Here is a 15,186-nt window from a genome sequence, read left to right as displayed (position 1 = left end):
TGAAGGGATGGAAGCGGTACTGGCGCAGACCACCGGCTTTTTCCAGGAACGGCCCGCAGAGAGACGGCTGGGTGCCGCTTTCGCGTCCGTCTGGGTCCACCGCATGCGCGACCAGGACGCTCCGCCTGTCGTGATAACGCCGGATGCGACGATCGACCTGCAGTGGATCGACGGCCGGTTCCGGGTCGCGGGACCGGACCGGGAGCCGCAGATCGAGGTACTGCCCTCAGCAGCGACGATTGTCGGATTCAGATTCCGGCCGGGGGCGGCGGCCGGTTGGCTGGGCGTGCCGGCTAACCAACTCGTGGGAGAACGCCTTGACCTCAGTGAGCTCTGGGGCACGAGGGCAAGCCATCTGGCGGGCCGCGTCCAGGCCACGCCCGATCTCGCCAAGCTAGTGGGACAGTTGGAGAAGGCAATCGGCGCATACGCGCAAGACCACCATGCGCCCGATGCGGGCATGGGCTTTGCCTTTGACCTGATCGACCGGGGTCTGCCGGCCGACAAGCCGCTGGTGCCTTTCCTCCTGCGCTCCCTGCATATGAGCGAACGGACGCTGCGGCGGCGTTTCGAGGAAAGTTTCGGCTACGGCCCGAAGACGCTTGACCGGATCCTGCGCTTCCACCGCTTCAGGCGCCTGCGGCAGATATCTGGCGATGCTTCGACCGCGGTCTTAGCGATCGAGGCCGGCTATGCGGACCAGGCCCATTTGATACGCGAAAGCAGGCGGCTCTCCGGCATCACGCCGTCGGTGCTGGCTGCCACCGGGGTGTAGCAGCGCCTCCGCCGACGCCATGCCCACCTACTCCCCAGCAAGCCATTCCAGCGACCAGTGCGCCGGCTTTTCCACGGCGAGCAATTTGTGCAGGGTTGGCAACACCGTTCGCAATTCGCCTTCCAGCGTGAAGGGCGGGTTGACCACCACCATGCCGCTGCCATCGAGGCTGGGCTCTAGCGACGCCAGCCTGATCTCGAATTCTATGTCGAGAATTTTCGGGATGCCGGATTGCTTCAGCGCCTTCCTGAAGGCGATCACCGCCTTGCGGTCCTTGATCGGATACCACAGCGCATAGATGCCGCCGGGCCAGCGCTTGTGTGCCCTTATGAGACCGTCGACGAGTCGATCGAACTCGCCCTCCTCCTCGAAGGGCGGATCGATGAGCACCAGGCCGCGCTTCTCCTTCGGCGGCAGATGCGCGCCAAGCGCCAGCCAGCCATCGAGTTCCATCACCCTCACCTGGAAATCGCCGGCGAATTCCGCCTTCAGCTTGGCGGCGTCTTTCGGGTGCAGTTCAATCGCCGACAGCCGATCCTGCTTGCGCAGGAGCTGGCGCGCGAGCAGTGGCGAGCCCGGATATTTCTTCAAGCCGTCCCCGGGATTGAGCGAGCGCACCGCCTCCAGATAAGGCGCCAGCAGCGCGCCCGCCTTCGCGTCGAACGAGGCATCGATCAGCCTGCCGATGCCGCCCTGCCACTCGCCGGTCTTCTGCGCCTCGAGTGACGACAGATCGTAGCGGCCAATGCCGGCATGGGTGTCGACGACGCGAAACGCCTTGTCCTTCTGTTTGAGATAGTCGAGCAGGCGCGTCAGCACGACATGCTTGACGACGTCGGCGAAATTTCCGGCGTGGTAGGCGTGGCGGTAGTTCACTTAGGCCCCCTGCCCCAACGCGGCGGCGGTGGTTGCGAGTTCGGATTGTCCGGCCGGCTACCACCAGAACGCAAGGACAGCAGGAAGCCGATCAAACCGATCGCCATCAAGGAGAAGCCGACCGGCCGCGCACGCCGGTCGGTTTCGCCGACACCGGAGCGCAAGATGAGATCGACCGCTCGCATCGGGATGTCCTCGGCATCGCCTGGACCGACGGTGAAGAGGTAAGGACCGGGGCTGACCGTCGCGATCACGCCGCCCTCATCGCGAAAGATCTTGTCGGGCAGCTGCGGGCTGACCTGGCGCGGGTTGTCGACGTGGTTGAACTGCAACGTCGAGGCAAGCACCGTGCGGCCGTTGCTGGCGGCGGTCAGCGTCAACACCGTGCGCTGCTGCGAAACGATGCGTTCGGCCCGCGCGGTCAGGTCGACCAGCACCCGCACCGGCGCATCGCGGCCTGCGAGCGACACGGTCAACGGCTTGAAGCGGCCTTGCTCATAGACGCGCCAAGTGCCGATCTCGCGCCCGGAAAAATTGGTCATCGCCCAGGGATAGAGAAGGCCGATGCCGGTGCCGGCGAGCAGGATCAGGACAAACAGAAAGCGCATTCAGACACTCACCTTGCAATCACACCTTGCCGGACAACTGGCCTGCATCGGCACCGTCGCGCAGGCGTTCCATCTCGTCCAGCAGCATGTCGAGGCCGAGCTCGAATGTCTTGTCGAATTCGGCGGTGCCAAAAAAGCGCCCGGCGGCCATGACATTGGGAAAATCCCGGGCCAGTTGCTCGTCGCTGACCGTGTTCACCGCCGACGGACCCTTGGCATAGCCCGCGTTCTCGTCCAGCACCGCGCCCATCAGATAATAGCCGACGGCACGGAACAGCCTGGCGCTGAGTTCGACGTCGAAGCCGCCATCCCTGAACAGGCCGATAATGCCGTTCAACCAGGCAAGGCAGGTCGGCGAGTTCATCCGGTAGGTGACAAAGAAGGCAGCATAGGCGGGATGGTCACGGCCGATGCGGCGAAAATCCTCGATGGCGATGCGCATCCTTTGCCGCCACGGCAGGCTGGCGTCGGGCATTTCAAGCGCACCGACCAGCCGGTCGACCAGCGCCTCGTGCAAATGCGCCACCGAAGGAAAGTGATGGTAGATGCTCATCGCCTCGCAGCCGAGCGCCGACGCCAGCTTGCGCATTGAAAAGCCGGCGAGCCCCTCCGTCTCGATAACGTCGAAGGCCGCGTCCTCGATCATTTCGCGCGACAGGCGCCCACGCGCTCGCTTTTTTTGATCGATGAGTCCATGGCGTCGCTTGACAGCTTACACTGTAAGGTTCATTTTCCACGTCACCTTACATCGTAAGGCCAACAAAGACCAGAGGAGAATGTCATGTTTGCCTATCGCATTCTTTCATCCGTGCCTTCTTCCATACGCCACACCTGCCTGCTCGCTGCTGCCGGCTGTGCGCTGACACTGGCCGCGGCACCTGCCCATGCCGACGACTATGATGCCACCCTCAAGGACATCCAGTCGACCATGGGCGGCGTGCCGAGCTTTGTGAAGCAGTTTCCCAAGGCCGGTCTGCCCGGTGCATGGGCCGAGGTCAAGGCCATCGAACTCAGCGACAAGACGGCACTGCCGCCGAAGGTCAAGTCGCTGATCTCGCTGGCGGTGGCGGCGCAGATTCCGTGCACCTATTGCATCTGGTCGGACACGCAGGACGCCAAGCGCGCCGGCGCCACCGACGAGGAAATCCAGGAAGCCGTGGCGATGGCTGCGCTCACCCGCCACTGGAGCACCATCTTCAATGGCATGCAGGTCGATTTCGACACATTCAAGAAGGAAATGGGTGGGCAGTGATGCCTGGCTAACCCCTGGCCAGCGGCATGGCCTGTCGACGGCGGGTCATGCCCAATCAATCAAAGTACCGCATGCCGTCAGCGCTGATGACGACTTCGCCATCTTCCGGATTTGACCATTCCGCACCGGCCGGATCGACTGTCACATCGGCATTGCCAACGCTTGGGATTTCGCGCAACGCTCGTGCCGAAACTATTTCGAATGGCGCATGAGCCGATATCCCATGGCGAATAGCACAGTGCTGATCACCGGAGCCCGAGCACCGGTGGCGCTGCATCTGGCGCGACTGCTTCACGGCGCCGGGCGGCGGGTTATCCTGGCCGACAGCCCGGCCCGCCCTATCGCCGCGGCGAGCAAATCATGCGCGCTCTATCACCGCTTGCCGCCGCCGCGATTTGCCGGGCGTGCCTATGGCAAAGCCGTCGAGGCGCTGGTCCGTAGCGAAGGCATCGAGTTGGTCATCCCGACTTGCGAAGAGATCTTCTATCTGGGCCAGATCTGGCGCGACCGCGCGATGCCTGCGCGACTGTTCGCGCCCGACATGGCGCTGCTGGCGCAGGTGCATGACAAGCACGCCTTCATGCAGCTGACCGAAAGCCTCGGCCTCGCCGTGCCGGAAACAATGCTGCTGCAGAGCAAGGATGATCTGCAGGCCGTGCGCAGCCGATCGCGCGAACTGGTGTTCAAGCCGGTCTGGTCGCGTTTCGCCAGCCATGTGCTGCTGCGCCCATCACAGGACGAACTCGATGCCATTGAGCCGTCACCGGCAATGCCGTGGGTGGCGCAGCGCTTTGTCTCCGGCGACGAGATCAGCGCCTATGCGGTGGCGCTAAATGGCAAGCTCAAGGCGCTGGGGCTCTATCGTTCGCTCTATCGCGCCGGCAAAGGCGCAGGTATTTATTTCGAGCTGGTCGAGGATCCCGCCGCTCGGCGCCTCGTCGAGACCTTCGTCGCCGGCACCGGCTGGACCGGCCAGATATCCTTCGACCTGATACGCGAAAGGGATGGCCGGGTGCTGCCGCTGGAGTGCAATCCGCGTGCCGTGAGCGGCTTGCACTTCTTCCGTGATCCACGGCGTTTCACCGAGGCCATGCTCGAGGACGGCCGCGAGGTGAAACCGGACGTCTCCACGCCGCAGACAGTGCGGCCGGCGATGTGGATCTACGGATTGCCGGCGGCCTTACGATCCCTGCGGATCGCGCGCTTCAGCCAGGCGATGCGCGCGGCCGACGAACTGCTCGACTGGCCCGGCGACCCCGCGCCGAAACAGGCGCAATGGCGCGCTCTGGCCGAGATCGCCGGCGCGGCATTACGCCAGCACATCAGCCTGCAGCAGGCGTCGACGCGCGACATCGAATGGAACGGACCACTTCAGGACTGATCCTCGTCGAATCGATAAATGGACCTATCCCGTTGTTCAGGAACGGTCTTGTAAATATCGATCAAGAGCTAAAGCTCGATCTGGTGAACGCGAGGGTCCGCCGCAGCCGATGGCATCTTGCCTTCCATGATGGCCGCTATGTCGCGACGCAGGAAATCCAGCGGACCGATTGCCGGCAACGCCTCCGGCGGCAAACGCGCATTGTCGCTCGCCGATTTCAGCACCTTGCGATCCTGCTCCAAGGCAATGTTGAACAGCGGTTTGAAGGCGAGCGCCTTTAAATGACCGATCCCGCCCTGGCGCTGACCGATCAGCCAGCCGACACCCTCGACGGTCCGCTCATCGGCCTGGCGCAGATGGAAAGTCGTCGCCAGCACAAGCCCGTTTGTGCCCCAATATTCCAGTTCGGCGATACCGGGATGGCGAAAGCGGCCGATGGTCTTGGTGCGCGCGCCTTCCAGAAGCCGGCTGATCAATCCCTGCTGGCGCTCTTCACCGGTGTAGCAGGCTTCGACCCAGCCCTCGCCGCCGGTCACCTCGACATGAACCAGATGCCGTTTGGCACTGAGCCCGCGCAGCAAACCCTGGTGGGTGAAATGCGTGTGGGTGGCGTCAAGGATGTTTTCCGCTGCGTCGATGACCGTCGACTGCGTCGAGGAGCGCACGCGCCGCACGATCACATCCTGGCCCTGCATACAGTGCAGATAAGGTTCGCCCTCGGGGAGCCGACCGCGACGAAGACGACGCCGTCGCGCTCGATCGCGCGATAGCGCCGCACCCGATAATGGGGCACCGCGCCGACATGGCCGGGAATGGCGGTGCAGCGGCCATCACCGTCAAAACGCCAGCCATGATAGGGACATTCGATCTCGCCCTTGACGATTTTGCCGGTCGACAATTCGACCAGCCGGTGCGCGCAGCGGTCGAACAGGGCCGAAATCCCGGTTGCCGACCGGAACAGCACGATCGGAGCGCCATCAAGCAGGAGACGCCAGGGCTTGCGCCCGACTTCGGTGGACAGCGCCACGGCCTGCCAGTGATCCTCTTGCTCGCTCTTGCCTCGGCGCTCGCTCACAGTTCAAATCTCCGAAGCAGTGGTACACCAATCGACGCCAGGACTGTTTCCATGATCCGCACCGCAACGCGACGGCCAAGCGGCAGATGCCTGACGTAGACGGCGTTGTACTCGATCGCCGGCACCGCGCCGCGACGGCGTTTGAAATCGGCCGCACCGGCGCTCATGTTGAAGAACAGGCCGCGCGCCGTGGCATGATCCTGCGCCATCGCCATCATCATGCGGTAGAGCCCGTCGCCGATCGGCAGGCTGGTGTCGTAGCCGACGATTGGCTGGGTCAGCGTCCGGCCATTTTCGAACAGACCGGTGACGGCGACGAGCCTGCCGCTGCCGTTGTCGCGCAAGCCGACAAGTCTGAGGATGCCGCGACGGTGCATCTCGCCGATGTAGCGGGCTGTGTAGTGCGGATTGAGCGGGGTGTATTTGTCGAGATAGAGCATGGCGTAGAGCTCTTCGCTCCTGACGTAGTCGGCTTCGCTGAAGTCGCGATCGCCGACCAGGCGAAAGGGCGTCGAGCGCAACCGGCTGCGGTCGCGTTTCATGTCGCGCGTCGTCGACGGCGCCGCGCTGCGATCGGCGAAGATATAGATCTGCCGCGCTGCCAGCATACGAAAGCCTTGCGCCTTCAGCGCCGCGATGGTTGAGGGGTCCGCGATATCGTTGAGCGAGCGGATGACAATGGCGCGATCTGGAAAGCGCGTGGTCAGTTCAGTCCGCATCTCGGCGATGGCGGCGCGTTCGAGCCGTGGCACCGGATTGGTCGAATAGAGCCAATTGTTGACCTGTACCTGATGGTCGAGGCCGCTTGCCTTCACCAGCGGTGCACAGGCACGGACCAGCGCGCGAACCATGCGCTCCAGCAACGGGCTCGAAGCAAAGTTGCGCGTTTCGTCGATGGCATAGTCGATATAGGCGCTGGACGGGCAGCAGATGTAGCAGTTCGGCGCCTCGCTGGCGTCGTTCAAAGTCAGCGGAAAAATGCGCCCGGCGACCTCGAAAGCCTCGACCCTGACCGCCAGGTTGCGCACGAGATCGCGGGCCGGCACCTCGTTGAAAAGCTCGACCAGGGCCTCGACCTGGCGCGGACTGTTCTCGACCCGATCGGCTTGGCTTTCGTCGACGTTTTCAAGACTCACGGCCTCGCCCCCAGCCGGCATTCGACGCGGCGCAACTTGCGGCCGGTTTCCAGGGGCAGCGGTGCACGGACGAGTTCCACTGCCACGCTTGGCTGGCGCGCGGCAAGCAGCGCGCGCACCGCCTCCAGGGCAGCCTCCGCCGCGTCGTTGGCAAGGCCCGGCGCCAGCCGCAGCTCGACCCTATCGGCTGCCGTCTGGATCAGCCGGAAATCGTCGATACGGCGATCGGCCCTCAACACGGCGTTTCGCAAAATATCTGGCGTAACCAGGATTGGTCCATGCATTGAGACCAGCCGGAAGACATCGTCCATGCGGCCGACAATCTCGTCCACCGTGCGCAGCGGCGAGCCACAGCGGCAAGGCACCTTGGACAGGCGCAGCAAGTCGTTCATCCGATAACGCGCCATGATCTGCGTCTGCCGGCGGAAGGCCGTGACCAGCGGCGTGACCAGACCGTCGCCGACCGGCTCGAACTCGAAATACACCGAATCTTCGGCCAGATGCAGCCCGCCTTCCCGGCACGTGACCGCGAACAGTCCCTCCGTCGCCATGTAAATCTGGTCGAGCGGGAGCCCGAAAAACGCCTCGATGACCGGCCGGTCGACCGGATCCAGCGTTTCGGCGGCCGCGAAGACGCGGACCGGCGCCAGCCTGAAATTCTCGGTCGCGACGTGGCGCAGTATCTTGGGCGGCGCAATGATCACCGTCGGCGCAAAATCCTCGAGTGCATCGCGCCAGCTTTCCGGACCAAGCCTGAGGTCGAAGAAGCCGAGTTCGACGCGCCGGGATTGGCGCGCGCTGTCATAGAGTCCGCTGTTCTGCGGCAGGATCACGGCCACGCGCTGCCGGCGCCACAGAAGGTCGGGAATGGCTTTGGCCAGGATCGTACCCAGCCAGCGATATTTCTCGGCCTCGGAAATGACGAACAGGCCGCGATTGCCCGATGTCCCGGTGCTGGCGCCGACGGTCAGATCGCCGAGGCAGCCATCTGAGGAAGCAGCGCCCCAGGCATCGCTGGCCGACACGCCGCGAATGTTGAAGCGCTCGAAATTCGCCATCAGCAGTGCCTTGTCGGTCACCGGCAGATCGTCGAGACGGCGCGGCGGCTTGCCGTAGAAAGGCGCCAGCGGCAGGTCGCGGTCGAGCCAGCGACGCAAGGCGCGGGCCTGCCAGCGTTCGAAATTCTTGCGGCTCTTGCGCGACACCCATCGAGTGTGGGCGAACGAGCCCAGCGCTTCAGCGAACCCGCTCATACGCTCTCGCCATCCAGATCATATGATTTCGGCTCCGGATCATGGCAGAACATCACCTCGCCGCCGTCCGCCAGAAAACGGCGCAGGACTTCGCTGGTCGGCTCGATGGCGGTGAAGTCTTCGGCCAGCAGGCTTGCGGGAAAGCCGGGCGTGCGTCTCTGCACCAGTGCCGCGAGCAGCCATTGCACGTCGACGGCGTAAAGCAGCGGCCGCTCCATTCCGGCGAACAACAGGCCGAACTGCCCGTCGGCATGACCGGGCAGATCGACCGCAACCACGCTGCCGTCGCCGAACAGATCGGCACCGCCGGGAATGGCGCCACGCGGCGCGATCCGTGCCTTGCTCGACAGTCCGTCGAGGCGGGTCTCGAAGTCGGTCGGAAACAGTTCGGCGAAGACGCCATGGCGCAGATTCTGCCACGCCGTGCGCGCCTTCAGCCGCGACCAGGCGGCGTCGCTGGCAATGAAACGGGCATTGGCAAACTGCGACAGGCCGGAAATGTGGTCGGCATGGAAATGGGTGACGATGACAGTGCGCACATCTTGCGGGGTGAGGCCGAACCGCGCCAGCACCGGCAGCGGTTGCTCGGCCGCGTTGAGCTGGGGCTTAAGTATCGCGCCATAGAGGCGCAGTGCAGTGCCGCGGTCGGTGCCGCGGGTCGCTTGCGGTGTATAGCCGGTGTCGATCAGCACCGGGCCGGCCCGCGGGTGGATGATGAGGCCATAGCGAACACGCAGCCGGACGCTCTGCCAGCTGCCGCCGTGCAGGATCAGCCTTTCGGCGGCACTGACCCAGGCGCTGTTGGCGAAGACAATCTTCACGCCGCCGCCCTCCCTGCTGCAAACCGGCTTTCCGCCGCCTTGCCGAATGTGCGGTCAAGCCCCTCCTCGAATGACACTTTCGGCGCCCAGCCCAGCATCCGCGCAGCCTTTGAAATATCGAGGCTCTGGGCATAGGCGAACAGGCCGAGGCCGTAGCGTGTGACCGGCGGTTCGGGCCGGCCCGGCAAGCGCAGCGCCACCGCCTCCATCGCACCTGCCGCCAGCATGGCCGGCCACAACGGCATTTTTCGCCACCGCGCCGCCACGCCGGCGCGCGCGCAGGCGCCTTCGGCAATGCGGCGCACCGGCAGCACCTCACCACCGGAAACGTTGAAAATCTGGCCATCGGCATCGCTGCCGGCCTCGAGCGCCGCGACCACCGCATCGACGACATCGTCGACATGGGTGAGGTCGATGCGCGCCTGGCCGTCGCGAAACAGCGGCAACGGCCGCCGGGCCGCCGCAAGCAGGCGCGGCAGCAAGGCGCGGTCGCCAGCCCCGTATATGCCGCGCGGCCTTAAGATGACCGGGCTAATCCCGGACGCAGCCAGCACGATCTCCTCCGCTTGCCGCTTGGTGAGGGCATAGGCATTGACCGGCTCCGGCAAAGCCATGTCCTCCGGCACGTCGAGCTGGTCGCGAAAGGCGAAGCAGACCGAGGGGCTGGATATCTGGACGAAGCGGCGCACGCCTTGCCGATGCGCGAAATCGACGAGATTGCGGGTTGCCGTGACGTTGGCCGCCTGAAAATCCGCCAGCCGGCCGAACGGTGCCGAAAGCGCCGCGCAATGTACAATGGCATCGAGTTCACCGAACGCGGCCTCGGCATCCGCGTCGAGCGGCTGCGACAGATCGCGGCGGACAACCGCATGACCGGCGGCTTCGAGCGCCACGCAGCGCCCGACATCGCGGCCTTGCGCCACCACTTGCATGCCGTCCGCTGCCAACCGCGCCACGATATGCGCGCCGAGGAAGCCGCTGGCGCCAGTGACGAGCACGCGCCTCATACCTGCAGCGCCATGCCGCCGAACGACACGCCGGCCGAGGTGCCGAGGAAGAGTACCTTGGCACCCGGCGCGATGCGCCGCTCGCGGCGCGCAATGTCGAAGGCGAAGGGGATCGAAGCGGCGATCTGGTTGCCATAGCGCGCCGCGATATCGACAAGCTTCTCCCGGGCAAAGCCGGTCTGACGCGCCATATGGACCAGGGCAAAGGGGCTGGCCTGATGCGGCACGACGAGGTCTACCTCTTCATGATCCCAGCCCGCGCGTTCCAACAGGTCAGTCAGGAAGCGGTTGAAATGTCGCGATGTGACGCGAAACAGCTCCTTACCATCCATATGGAATAGAGCGTGGCTGGCGAATTCCTGCGGCTGGCGATGGAAGTCGAAACGAGTACCGCCGGAACCTATACCACAGGCGTCATAGGCCGAGGGATAGGTGCGCATCAGGCTGGCTGCCATCTTGCCTTCTCCGGGCGCCGACCGGCACAGGATAGCCGCCGCCGCGCCGTCGCCGAACAGGGCAGCGATTTCCGGCTGGTCTTTCCAGGGCAAGGCGCGCGAGGCGACCTCCGAGGAGAATATGAGCGCCCGTTTGCTTTGCCCGGCCTCGATCATGCGGCCGGCAGTCTCGAAGGCGGTCAGGAAGCCGAGGCAAGTGCTGTTGACGTCGAAGGCCGCCGCCGAACCATCGGCCATGCCCAGCCGCTGCATCACCAGCGGCGCGGTCGATGGCAGCGGCTGGTAAGGCACGCCGCAGCCGCCGATGACAAGATCGATCTCGCCTGCCCCGATCCGGGCATCAGCGAGCGCCAGACGGGCCGCCGCGCAAGCGAGATCCACCTGCGATTCCGCATCGCAGACATAGCGTTCGACGACGCCGGTGGCGGCCTCAAGCTGGCCGTGGCCGAGCCCCAATTTCTCTTCGAGCGCGCGCGACGTCACGCACGTTGCCGGCACGGCACGCCCGGTTCCAATGATCTTGATCCGCATTCTCAGCCCGCCGCGTGAGTTGCTCTTCTTCCAACTCATAGATCGATGCTAACAATTTATGGTGATATTCCGTCAATCGTCGTTGACGATGAAGGTCTTGAATGAAGCAAAGAAGGTCTCCGCCCTTGCAAACCTCGATCGGTCTTGCGTTGGTTTTGCTGCTTGGCGACGCCACCTCTTGCTTGGCCAACACCGATTTCCTGAGAGTTTCGGTCGAGTGCCCAAATCCAGGCGGCAGCGGGATTCTCCAGACGATCGATGAAAAGCCCAATGGAAACCAGTCGCGTGTCTCGACATCCTACATTGACGGGCAGGTAGACAGGATCACCGTGTCTTATTCGGGAGATGGATCGAACTTCCGTGACCGGTTCACACTCAGTCGTTCGACAAGTGCCGGAACGAAGGAGTTTCCGGCGTTTCGCGCGTTCGAAGACCGTGCCAACGAATTGCTGAGGTTCTTTTGCCAGGCCGATCCGGAAACGAGGCAGCGGTATCTCGATCTGCTGCAAGCCAACCGGCAGTTGCTTATCGAGGAGAAGAGCCAGTAACAACCAAGCGAGGCGACGATCATTTGCCGACGTTTCTCAGACCTTGCGCTCCCAGCGCCGATCCGGCGTCGGCTGCCAGCAGGTTACGGCGTGGCCGGCGTGCCTCATCGTCTTCCAGTGTCCCCTGGCCGCCTCGACCTGGGCCGTGTCATGGCCATTGAATAGGAACACGACACGCTCGTAACCGGCAAGGTAGGGCGACACCATGCCGGCGTGCCGTTCCGCGCAGATACGCGATCGCGCAATGGACGGCGCTCTCTACCTATGCGCTCAATGCCATTGCCGATGTTGTGGCATGGAATGGACAGATGCGCGCTTTCCGGCAAAAATGACCGTTGATCCGCGCGGTGTGAATGAGAGGCCTTTATGCGCAGAGCCTGCGAGCAGTGCGATGGAAAGAGATCGCAATTGAAACTCGCCTCCACGAAGCGGCTTTCCGTTCAACTTTTGGCTCTTGGTTTTCTTTCCGCTATAACTGGTTGCGATGCGTCCTCTTTTCATAAGGAAATTTTGGCAAAATATTTTCACCGTGACGTTTATATTTGCAGCCCGAGCGGCTTTGGCCAGCAATCCAGTTGCACTCTGAAAATTTGACATCCGCAAGGGTCGCCCGAGCCCGTCTTCATTTAAGTATATTTCCTGGGATATAGGCCGAGATGCGCACTGATGTGGTGACCTCGGCATTTCCCAATGCCCAGCCCCTGACAGGCCGTCACATGGCCGATCCAAACTGTTGATTTGTAAAGAGCATCCTCCTCAGACGCTCACGGTCCGGCGTTGCGAGTCGAACCCAGCCCGACGATTAACCATTCGCCAACTGCCATAGTTAAGAAACTACTAATTTAGTTGACTATAATCCCTACAGGTATATTTTTGGCGTGTTGGGATGTGCAATTTGGGCGAGCAATCGACGATGATGGCACTGGGCACGTGATCGCGGTTTTGGGGCGCAGAGACGGATGAGCGGCAGCACGTAAAGCGTGCGGCACCGACCCGGCGAACCCAGAGAATAATTAACGCACATCAATGACGGCGAATCCGCTGATGCGGAGGGTTTGTCACGTTCTGAAGGCGTAGCTGGGCTGTTATCCCGGCTCGGCGGTAGCGTGCGCGTTGCGTAAGGGGCAAGCATGAACAAGGTCATCAAGGTTCTGAAACTGGGATCCGGGATCGGTCAAAGAGAGCCGAACCAAAAACGACGTCGCGCCCTGGTTGCCGGGGGCGCGGGCTTCCTGGGGTCGCATCTGTGCGAACGCCTGTTGCGGGATGGGTACGACGTCGTCGTGCTGGACAATTTCCATACCGGCAAGAGATACAATCTCAACGCCCTTCTGCGCGATCCAAGATTCACCTGCATCGAGCATGACATCGTCGATCCGCTGCCCGTGGATCTTCAAGTCGACGAGATCTACAATCTTGCCTGCCCTGCCTCTCCGCCGCACTATCAGGCGGACCCGATCCATACGTTCAAGACAAGTGTGCTCGGTTCGCTGAACCTTCTGGAACTCGCGCGCCGGAACAATGCCAAGATATTCCAGGCCTCGACTTCGGAGGTCTACGGCGACCCGTTCGTGCACCCACAGCCCGAGAGTTATTTCGGCAACGTCAACACGCATGGACCGCGCTCTTGCTATGATGAAGGCAAGCGTTCGGCCGAGACCCTGTTCTTCGACTATTCGAGGACATATGGCCTCGACATCCGCGTCGCCCGCATCTTCAACACCTACGGTCGCCGCATGCAGCCCGATGACGGGCGCGTGGTCTCGAACTTCATCGTCCAGGCATTGCGCGGCGAAGACCTGACCGTCTATGGCAGCGGCCTGCAGACCCGCTCCTTCTGTTACGCCGACGATCTGATCGAGGGCTTCATGCGGCTGATGAATGCGCCGCGTGCGCCCGCCCATCCGGTCAATCTCGGCAACCCCGGCGAATTCACCATCATGGAGCTCGCGACGCTGGTCGTCGGCTACACCAACTCCAGATCGAAGATCGTGCATCGGCCATTGCCGATCGACGATCCGAGGCAGCGCAAACCGGATATTTCCTTCGCCAGGGACAATCTCGGTTGGGAGCCGAGGATCAACCTGGCCCAGGGGCTGGCGCACACCGTCGACTATTTCGACACCTTGCTCTACGGCAGCCGGATGATCACAGGGGCCGCGGCCTCATGAGCCGACCAGCGATCCTGGTGACAGGTGGGGCGGGCTTCATCGGCAGCCACACCTGCAAGCTGCTGGCCGCCGCCGGCTATCTGCCCGTGGCTTTCGACAATCTGTGCCGCGGCAACCGGAAGTCCGTCGCCTGGGGTCCGCTTGTCGTGGGCGATATCCGGGACCGGGATGCGCTGCAAGCGGTGATCGGGACATACAGGCCGACGTCGGTCATCCACTTCGCGGCGCTGGCCTATGTCGGGGAATCCGCTCACCAGCCGGCCGATTATTATTCGACCAATGTGACCGGCACCATCGCCGTGCTCGACGCGGCACGCGCGCATGCCATCGACAACATCATCTTCTCCAGCAGCTGCGCGGACCTACGGCGTGCCGGAAGCGTTGCCCATTCGCGAGACTTCCTCGCAAAATCCGATCAGCCCTTACGGGCGCACCAAGCTGATGGGAGAACAGATCATCGGCGACTATGCGTCCGCCTATGGGATGAAATTTGCGATCCTGCGCTATTTCAATGCCTGCGGTGCCGATCCCGACGGCGAGCTCGGCGAGTGGCATTCGCCGGAGACGCATCTGATTCCCAGGGTGCTGATGGCGGCGTCTGGCATGATCGACGAAATCGAGGTCTTCGGCACGGATTATGACACGCCGGACGGCACCTGCGTGCGCGATTATATCCACGTCAGCGACCTGGCCCGCGCCCACCTGAAAGCCGTCCAACACCTCGAGGGCGGCGGACACAGCCTGGCGGTCAACCTCGGCACTGGGTGGGGCGTATCGATCAAGGAGATCATACAGGCGGTCAGCCGGATAACCTCAAGACCGGTTCCGGCCGTCTTCAGGGCCCGGCGCCCGGGAGATCCGGCCGAGCTCTATGCCGATCCGGGCAAGGCGCGCGCGTATCTTGGTTTTGTGCCGCAGCTTTCCGACCTCGACACGATCGTCAGGACGGCGGCGCCATTCTTCGGGCTGCAGACGAAACCGGTGAAACTGCCGCCAAGCCCGGCGGCCGCGTCCGTCGCGGCTGGATAGATCAGAGATAGCGCGGGTGGCAACTCGCGAGTTGGCCAAATCCGCTGGGGCTGCAGATATAGGGCGAACTGCCCGGAAACGATCCACCAATGACCGGATTGTAGGCGATCTTCACAGGCCCCGGCGTATGGACTTTGATCCGCTGTGGCGATGTAAAAGCGTAAGTACTTTCAGCCGTCCGTACCGCGCTCGTCATCAGAATCTGAGGCTCGCTTCTAAGCGAATGAACCGTGGACATGGTGTAGACCGGCTGGGCGCGGGCTTGCTG

At 63.2% G+C, this 15,186-nt stretch carries 16 protein-coding genes and 2 pseudogenes; 6 read left to right on the top strand and 12 right to left on the bottom strand.

Going from position 1 to position 15,186, the window contains the following annotated elements; genetic code table 11:
• The first annotated feature begins 7 nt into the window (after positions 1-7).
• Positions 8-775: a helix-turn-helix domain-containing protein gene (locus HB778_RS25495; protein WP_095202572.1), complete on the top strand. Its 768-nt coding sequence runs from the start codon at positions 8-10 to the stop codon at positions 773-775.
• Positions 776-802: 27 nt separating this feature from the next.
• On the opposite strand, the gene HB778_RS25490 is transcribed toward HB778_RS25495, so the two are convergent.
• The 3 genes from HB778_RS25490 to HB778_RS25480 are packed head-to-tail and all read right to left on the bottom strand — an operon-like array spanning position 803 to position 2,905.
• Positions 803-1,651, bottom strand: coding sequence for a 23S rRNA (adenine(2030)-N(6))-methyltransferase RlmJ (locus HB778_RS25490; protein ID WP_183457938.1), 849 nt, complete (start codon positions 1,649-1,651; stop codon positions 803-805).
• Positions 1,648-2,259 (bottom strand): hypothetical protein, encoded by a 612-nt coding sequence (locus HB778_RS25485; protein ID WP_183457936.1) that lies wholly within the window; start codon positions 2,257-2,259, stop codon positions 1,648-1,650. The genes HB778_RS25490 and HB778_RS25485 overlap by 4 nt, the downstream gene beginning before the upstream one ends.
• Before the next feature lie 19 nt (positions 2,260-2,278).
• Positions 2,279-2,905 (bottom strand): TetR/AcrR family transcriptional regulator, encoded by a 627-nt coding sequence (locus HB778_RS25480; RefSeq protein ID WP_183457934.1) that lies wholly within the window; start codon positions 2,903-2,905, stop codon positions 2,279-2,281.
• A gap of 135 nt (positions 2,906-3,040) precedes the next feature.
• Here HB778_RS25480 and HB778_RS25475 point away from each other — a divergent pair, with 135 nt between their 5' ends.
• Positions 3,041-3,511, top strand: coding sequence for a carboxymuconolactone decarboxylase family protein (locus HB778_RS25475; protein ID WP_183457932.1), 471 nt, complete (start codon positions 3,041-3,043; stop codon positions 3,509-3,511).
• Between the two features lie 223 nt (positions 3,512-3,734).
• On the top strand, positions 3,735-4,892 hold the full coding sequence (locus HB778_RS25470) for an ATP-grasp domain-containing protein (RefSeq protein ID WP_183457930.1): 1,158 nt from the start codon (positions 3,735-3,737) through the stop codon (positions 4,890-4,892).
• 68 nt (positions 4,893-4,960) lie between these two features.
• On the opposite strand, the gene HB778_RS41675 is transcribed toward HB778_RS25470, so the two are convergent.
• Genes HB778_RS41675 through HB778_RS25440 form a run of 7 tightly spaced genes read right to left on the bottom strand, consistent with a single transcriptional unit; the run spans position 4,961 to position 11,170 of the window.
• On the bottom strand, positions 4,961-5,566 hold the full coding sequence (locus HB778_RS41675) for a hypothetical protein (protein ID WP_244661613.1): 606 nt from the start codon (positions 5,564-5,566) through the stop codon (positions 4,961-4,963).
• A 2-nt stretch (positions 5,567-5,568) separates the two neighbouring features.
• Positions 5,569-5,967 (bottom strand): Rieske 2Fe-2S domain-containing protein, encoded by a 399-nt coding sequence (locus HB778_RS41670; RefSeq protein WP_244661612.1) that lies wholly within the window; start codon positions 5,965-5,967, stop codon positions 5,569-5,571.
• Complete coding sequence (locus HB778_RS25460; RefSeq protein ID WP_244661611.1) at positions 5,964-7,103, bottom strand: GNAT family N-acetyltransferase; 1,140 nt, start codon at positions 7,101-7,103, stop codon at positions 5,964-5,966. Before HB778_RS25460 ends, HB778_RS41670 begins: the two co-directional genes overlap by 4 nt.
• Positions 7,100-8,356, bottom strand: coding sequence for a F390 synthetase-related protein (locus tag HB778_RS25455; RefSeq protein ID WP_183457926.1), 1,257 nt, complete (start codon positions 8,354-8,356; stop codon positions 7,100-7,102). Before HB778_RS25455 ends, HB778_RS25460 begins: the two co-directional genes overlap by 4 nt.
• On the bottom strand, positions 8,353-9,177 hold the full coding sequence (locus HB778_RS25450) for an MBL fold metallo-hydrolase (protein WP_183457924.1): 825 nt from the start codon (positions 9,175-9,177) through the stop codon (positions 8,353-8,355). Before HB778_RS25450 ends, HB778_RS25455 begins: the two co-directional genes overlap by 4 nt.
• Positions 9,174-10,184: an NAD-dependent epimerase/dehydratase family protein gene (locus tag HB778_RS25445; protein ID WP_183457922.1), complete on the bottom strand. Its 1,011-nt coding sequence runs from the start codon at positions 10,182-10,184 to the stop codon at positions 9,174-9,176. Before HB778_RS25445 ends, HB778_RS25450 begins: the two co-directional genes overlap by 4 nt.
• Positions 10,181-11,170: a 3-oxoacyl-ACP synthase III family protein gene (locus HB778_RS25440; RefSeq protein WP_183457920.1), complete on the bottom strand. Its 990-nt coding sequence runs from the start codon at positions 11,168-11,170 to the stop codon at positions 10,181-10,183. Before HB778_RS25440 ends, HB778_RS25445 begins: the two co-directional genes overlap by 4 nt.
• A gap of 125 nt (positions 11,171-11,295) precedes the next feature.
• Here HB778_RS25440 and HB778_RS25435 point away from each other — a divergent pair, with 125 nt between their 5' ends.
• Positions 11,296-11,718, top strand: a complete 423-nt coding sequence (locus HB778_RS25435) for a hypothetical protein (RefSeq protein WP_183457918.1) — start codon at positions 11,296-11,298, stop codon at positions 11,716-11,718.
• A 36-nt stretch (positions 11,719-11,754) separates the two neighbouring features.
• On the opposite strand, the pseudogene HB778_RS25430 reads toward HB778_RS25435, so the two are convergent.
• Positions 11,755-11,916, bottom strand: a pseudogene (locus HB778_RS25430) (DNA polymerase III subunit chi); the annotation flags it as partial.
• A 72-nt stretch (positions 11,917-11,988) separates the two neighbouring features.
• Positions 11,989-12,315 (bottom strand): hypothetical protein, encoded by a 327-nt coding sequence (locus HB778_RS25425; protein ID WP_183457916.1) that lies wholly within the window; start codon positions 12,313-12,315, stop codon positions 11,989-11,991.
• A 533-nt stretch (positions 12,316-12,848) separates the two neighbouring features.
• Between HB778_RS25425 and HB778_RS25420 the strand changes: the two genes are divergently transcribed.
• The gene (locus HB778_RS25420) at positions 12,849-13,889 is read left to right on the top strand and encodes a UDP-glucuronic acid decarboxylase family protein (RefSeq protein ID WP_183457914.1); all 1,041 of its coding nucleotides are present in this window, start codon (positions 12,849-12,851) and stop codon (positions 13,887-13,889) included.
• Positions 13,886-14,918 (top strand): annotated as a pseudogene (gene galE / locus HB778_RS25415) (UDP-glucose 4-epimerase GalE). Before HB778_RS25420 ends, galE begins: the two are co-directional and overlap by 4 nt.
• The last annotated feature ends 268 nt before the right edge of the window (positions 14,919-15,186 follow it).

This window comes from Mesorhizobium huakuii (assembly GCF_014189455.1).
Lineage (GTDB): Bacteria > Pseudomonadota > Alphaproteobacteria > Rhizobiales > Rhizobiaceae > Mesorhizobium > Mesorhizobium huakuii_A.
The sequence above is the reverse complement of the archived record's forward strand: the minus strand, read 5'-3'. Positions and strand labels throughout refer to the sequence as shown.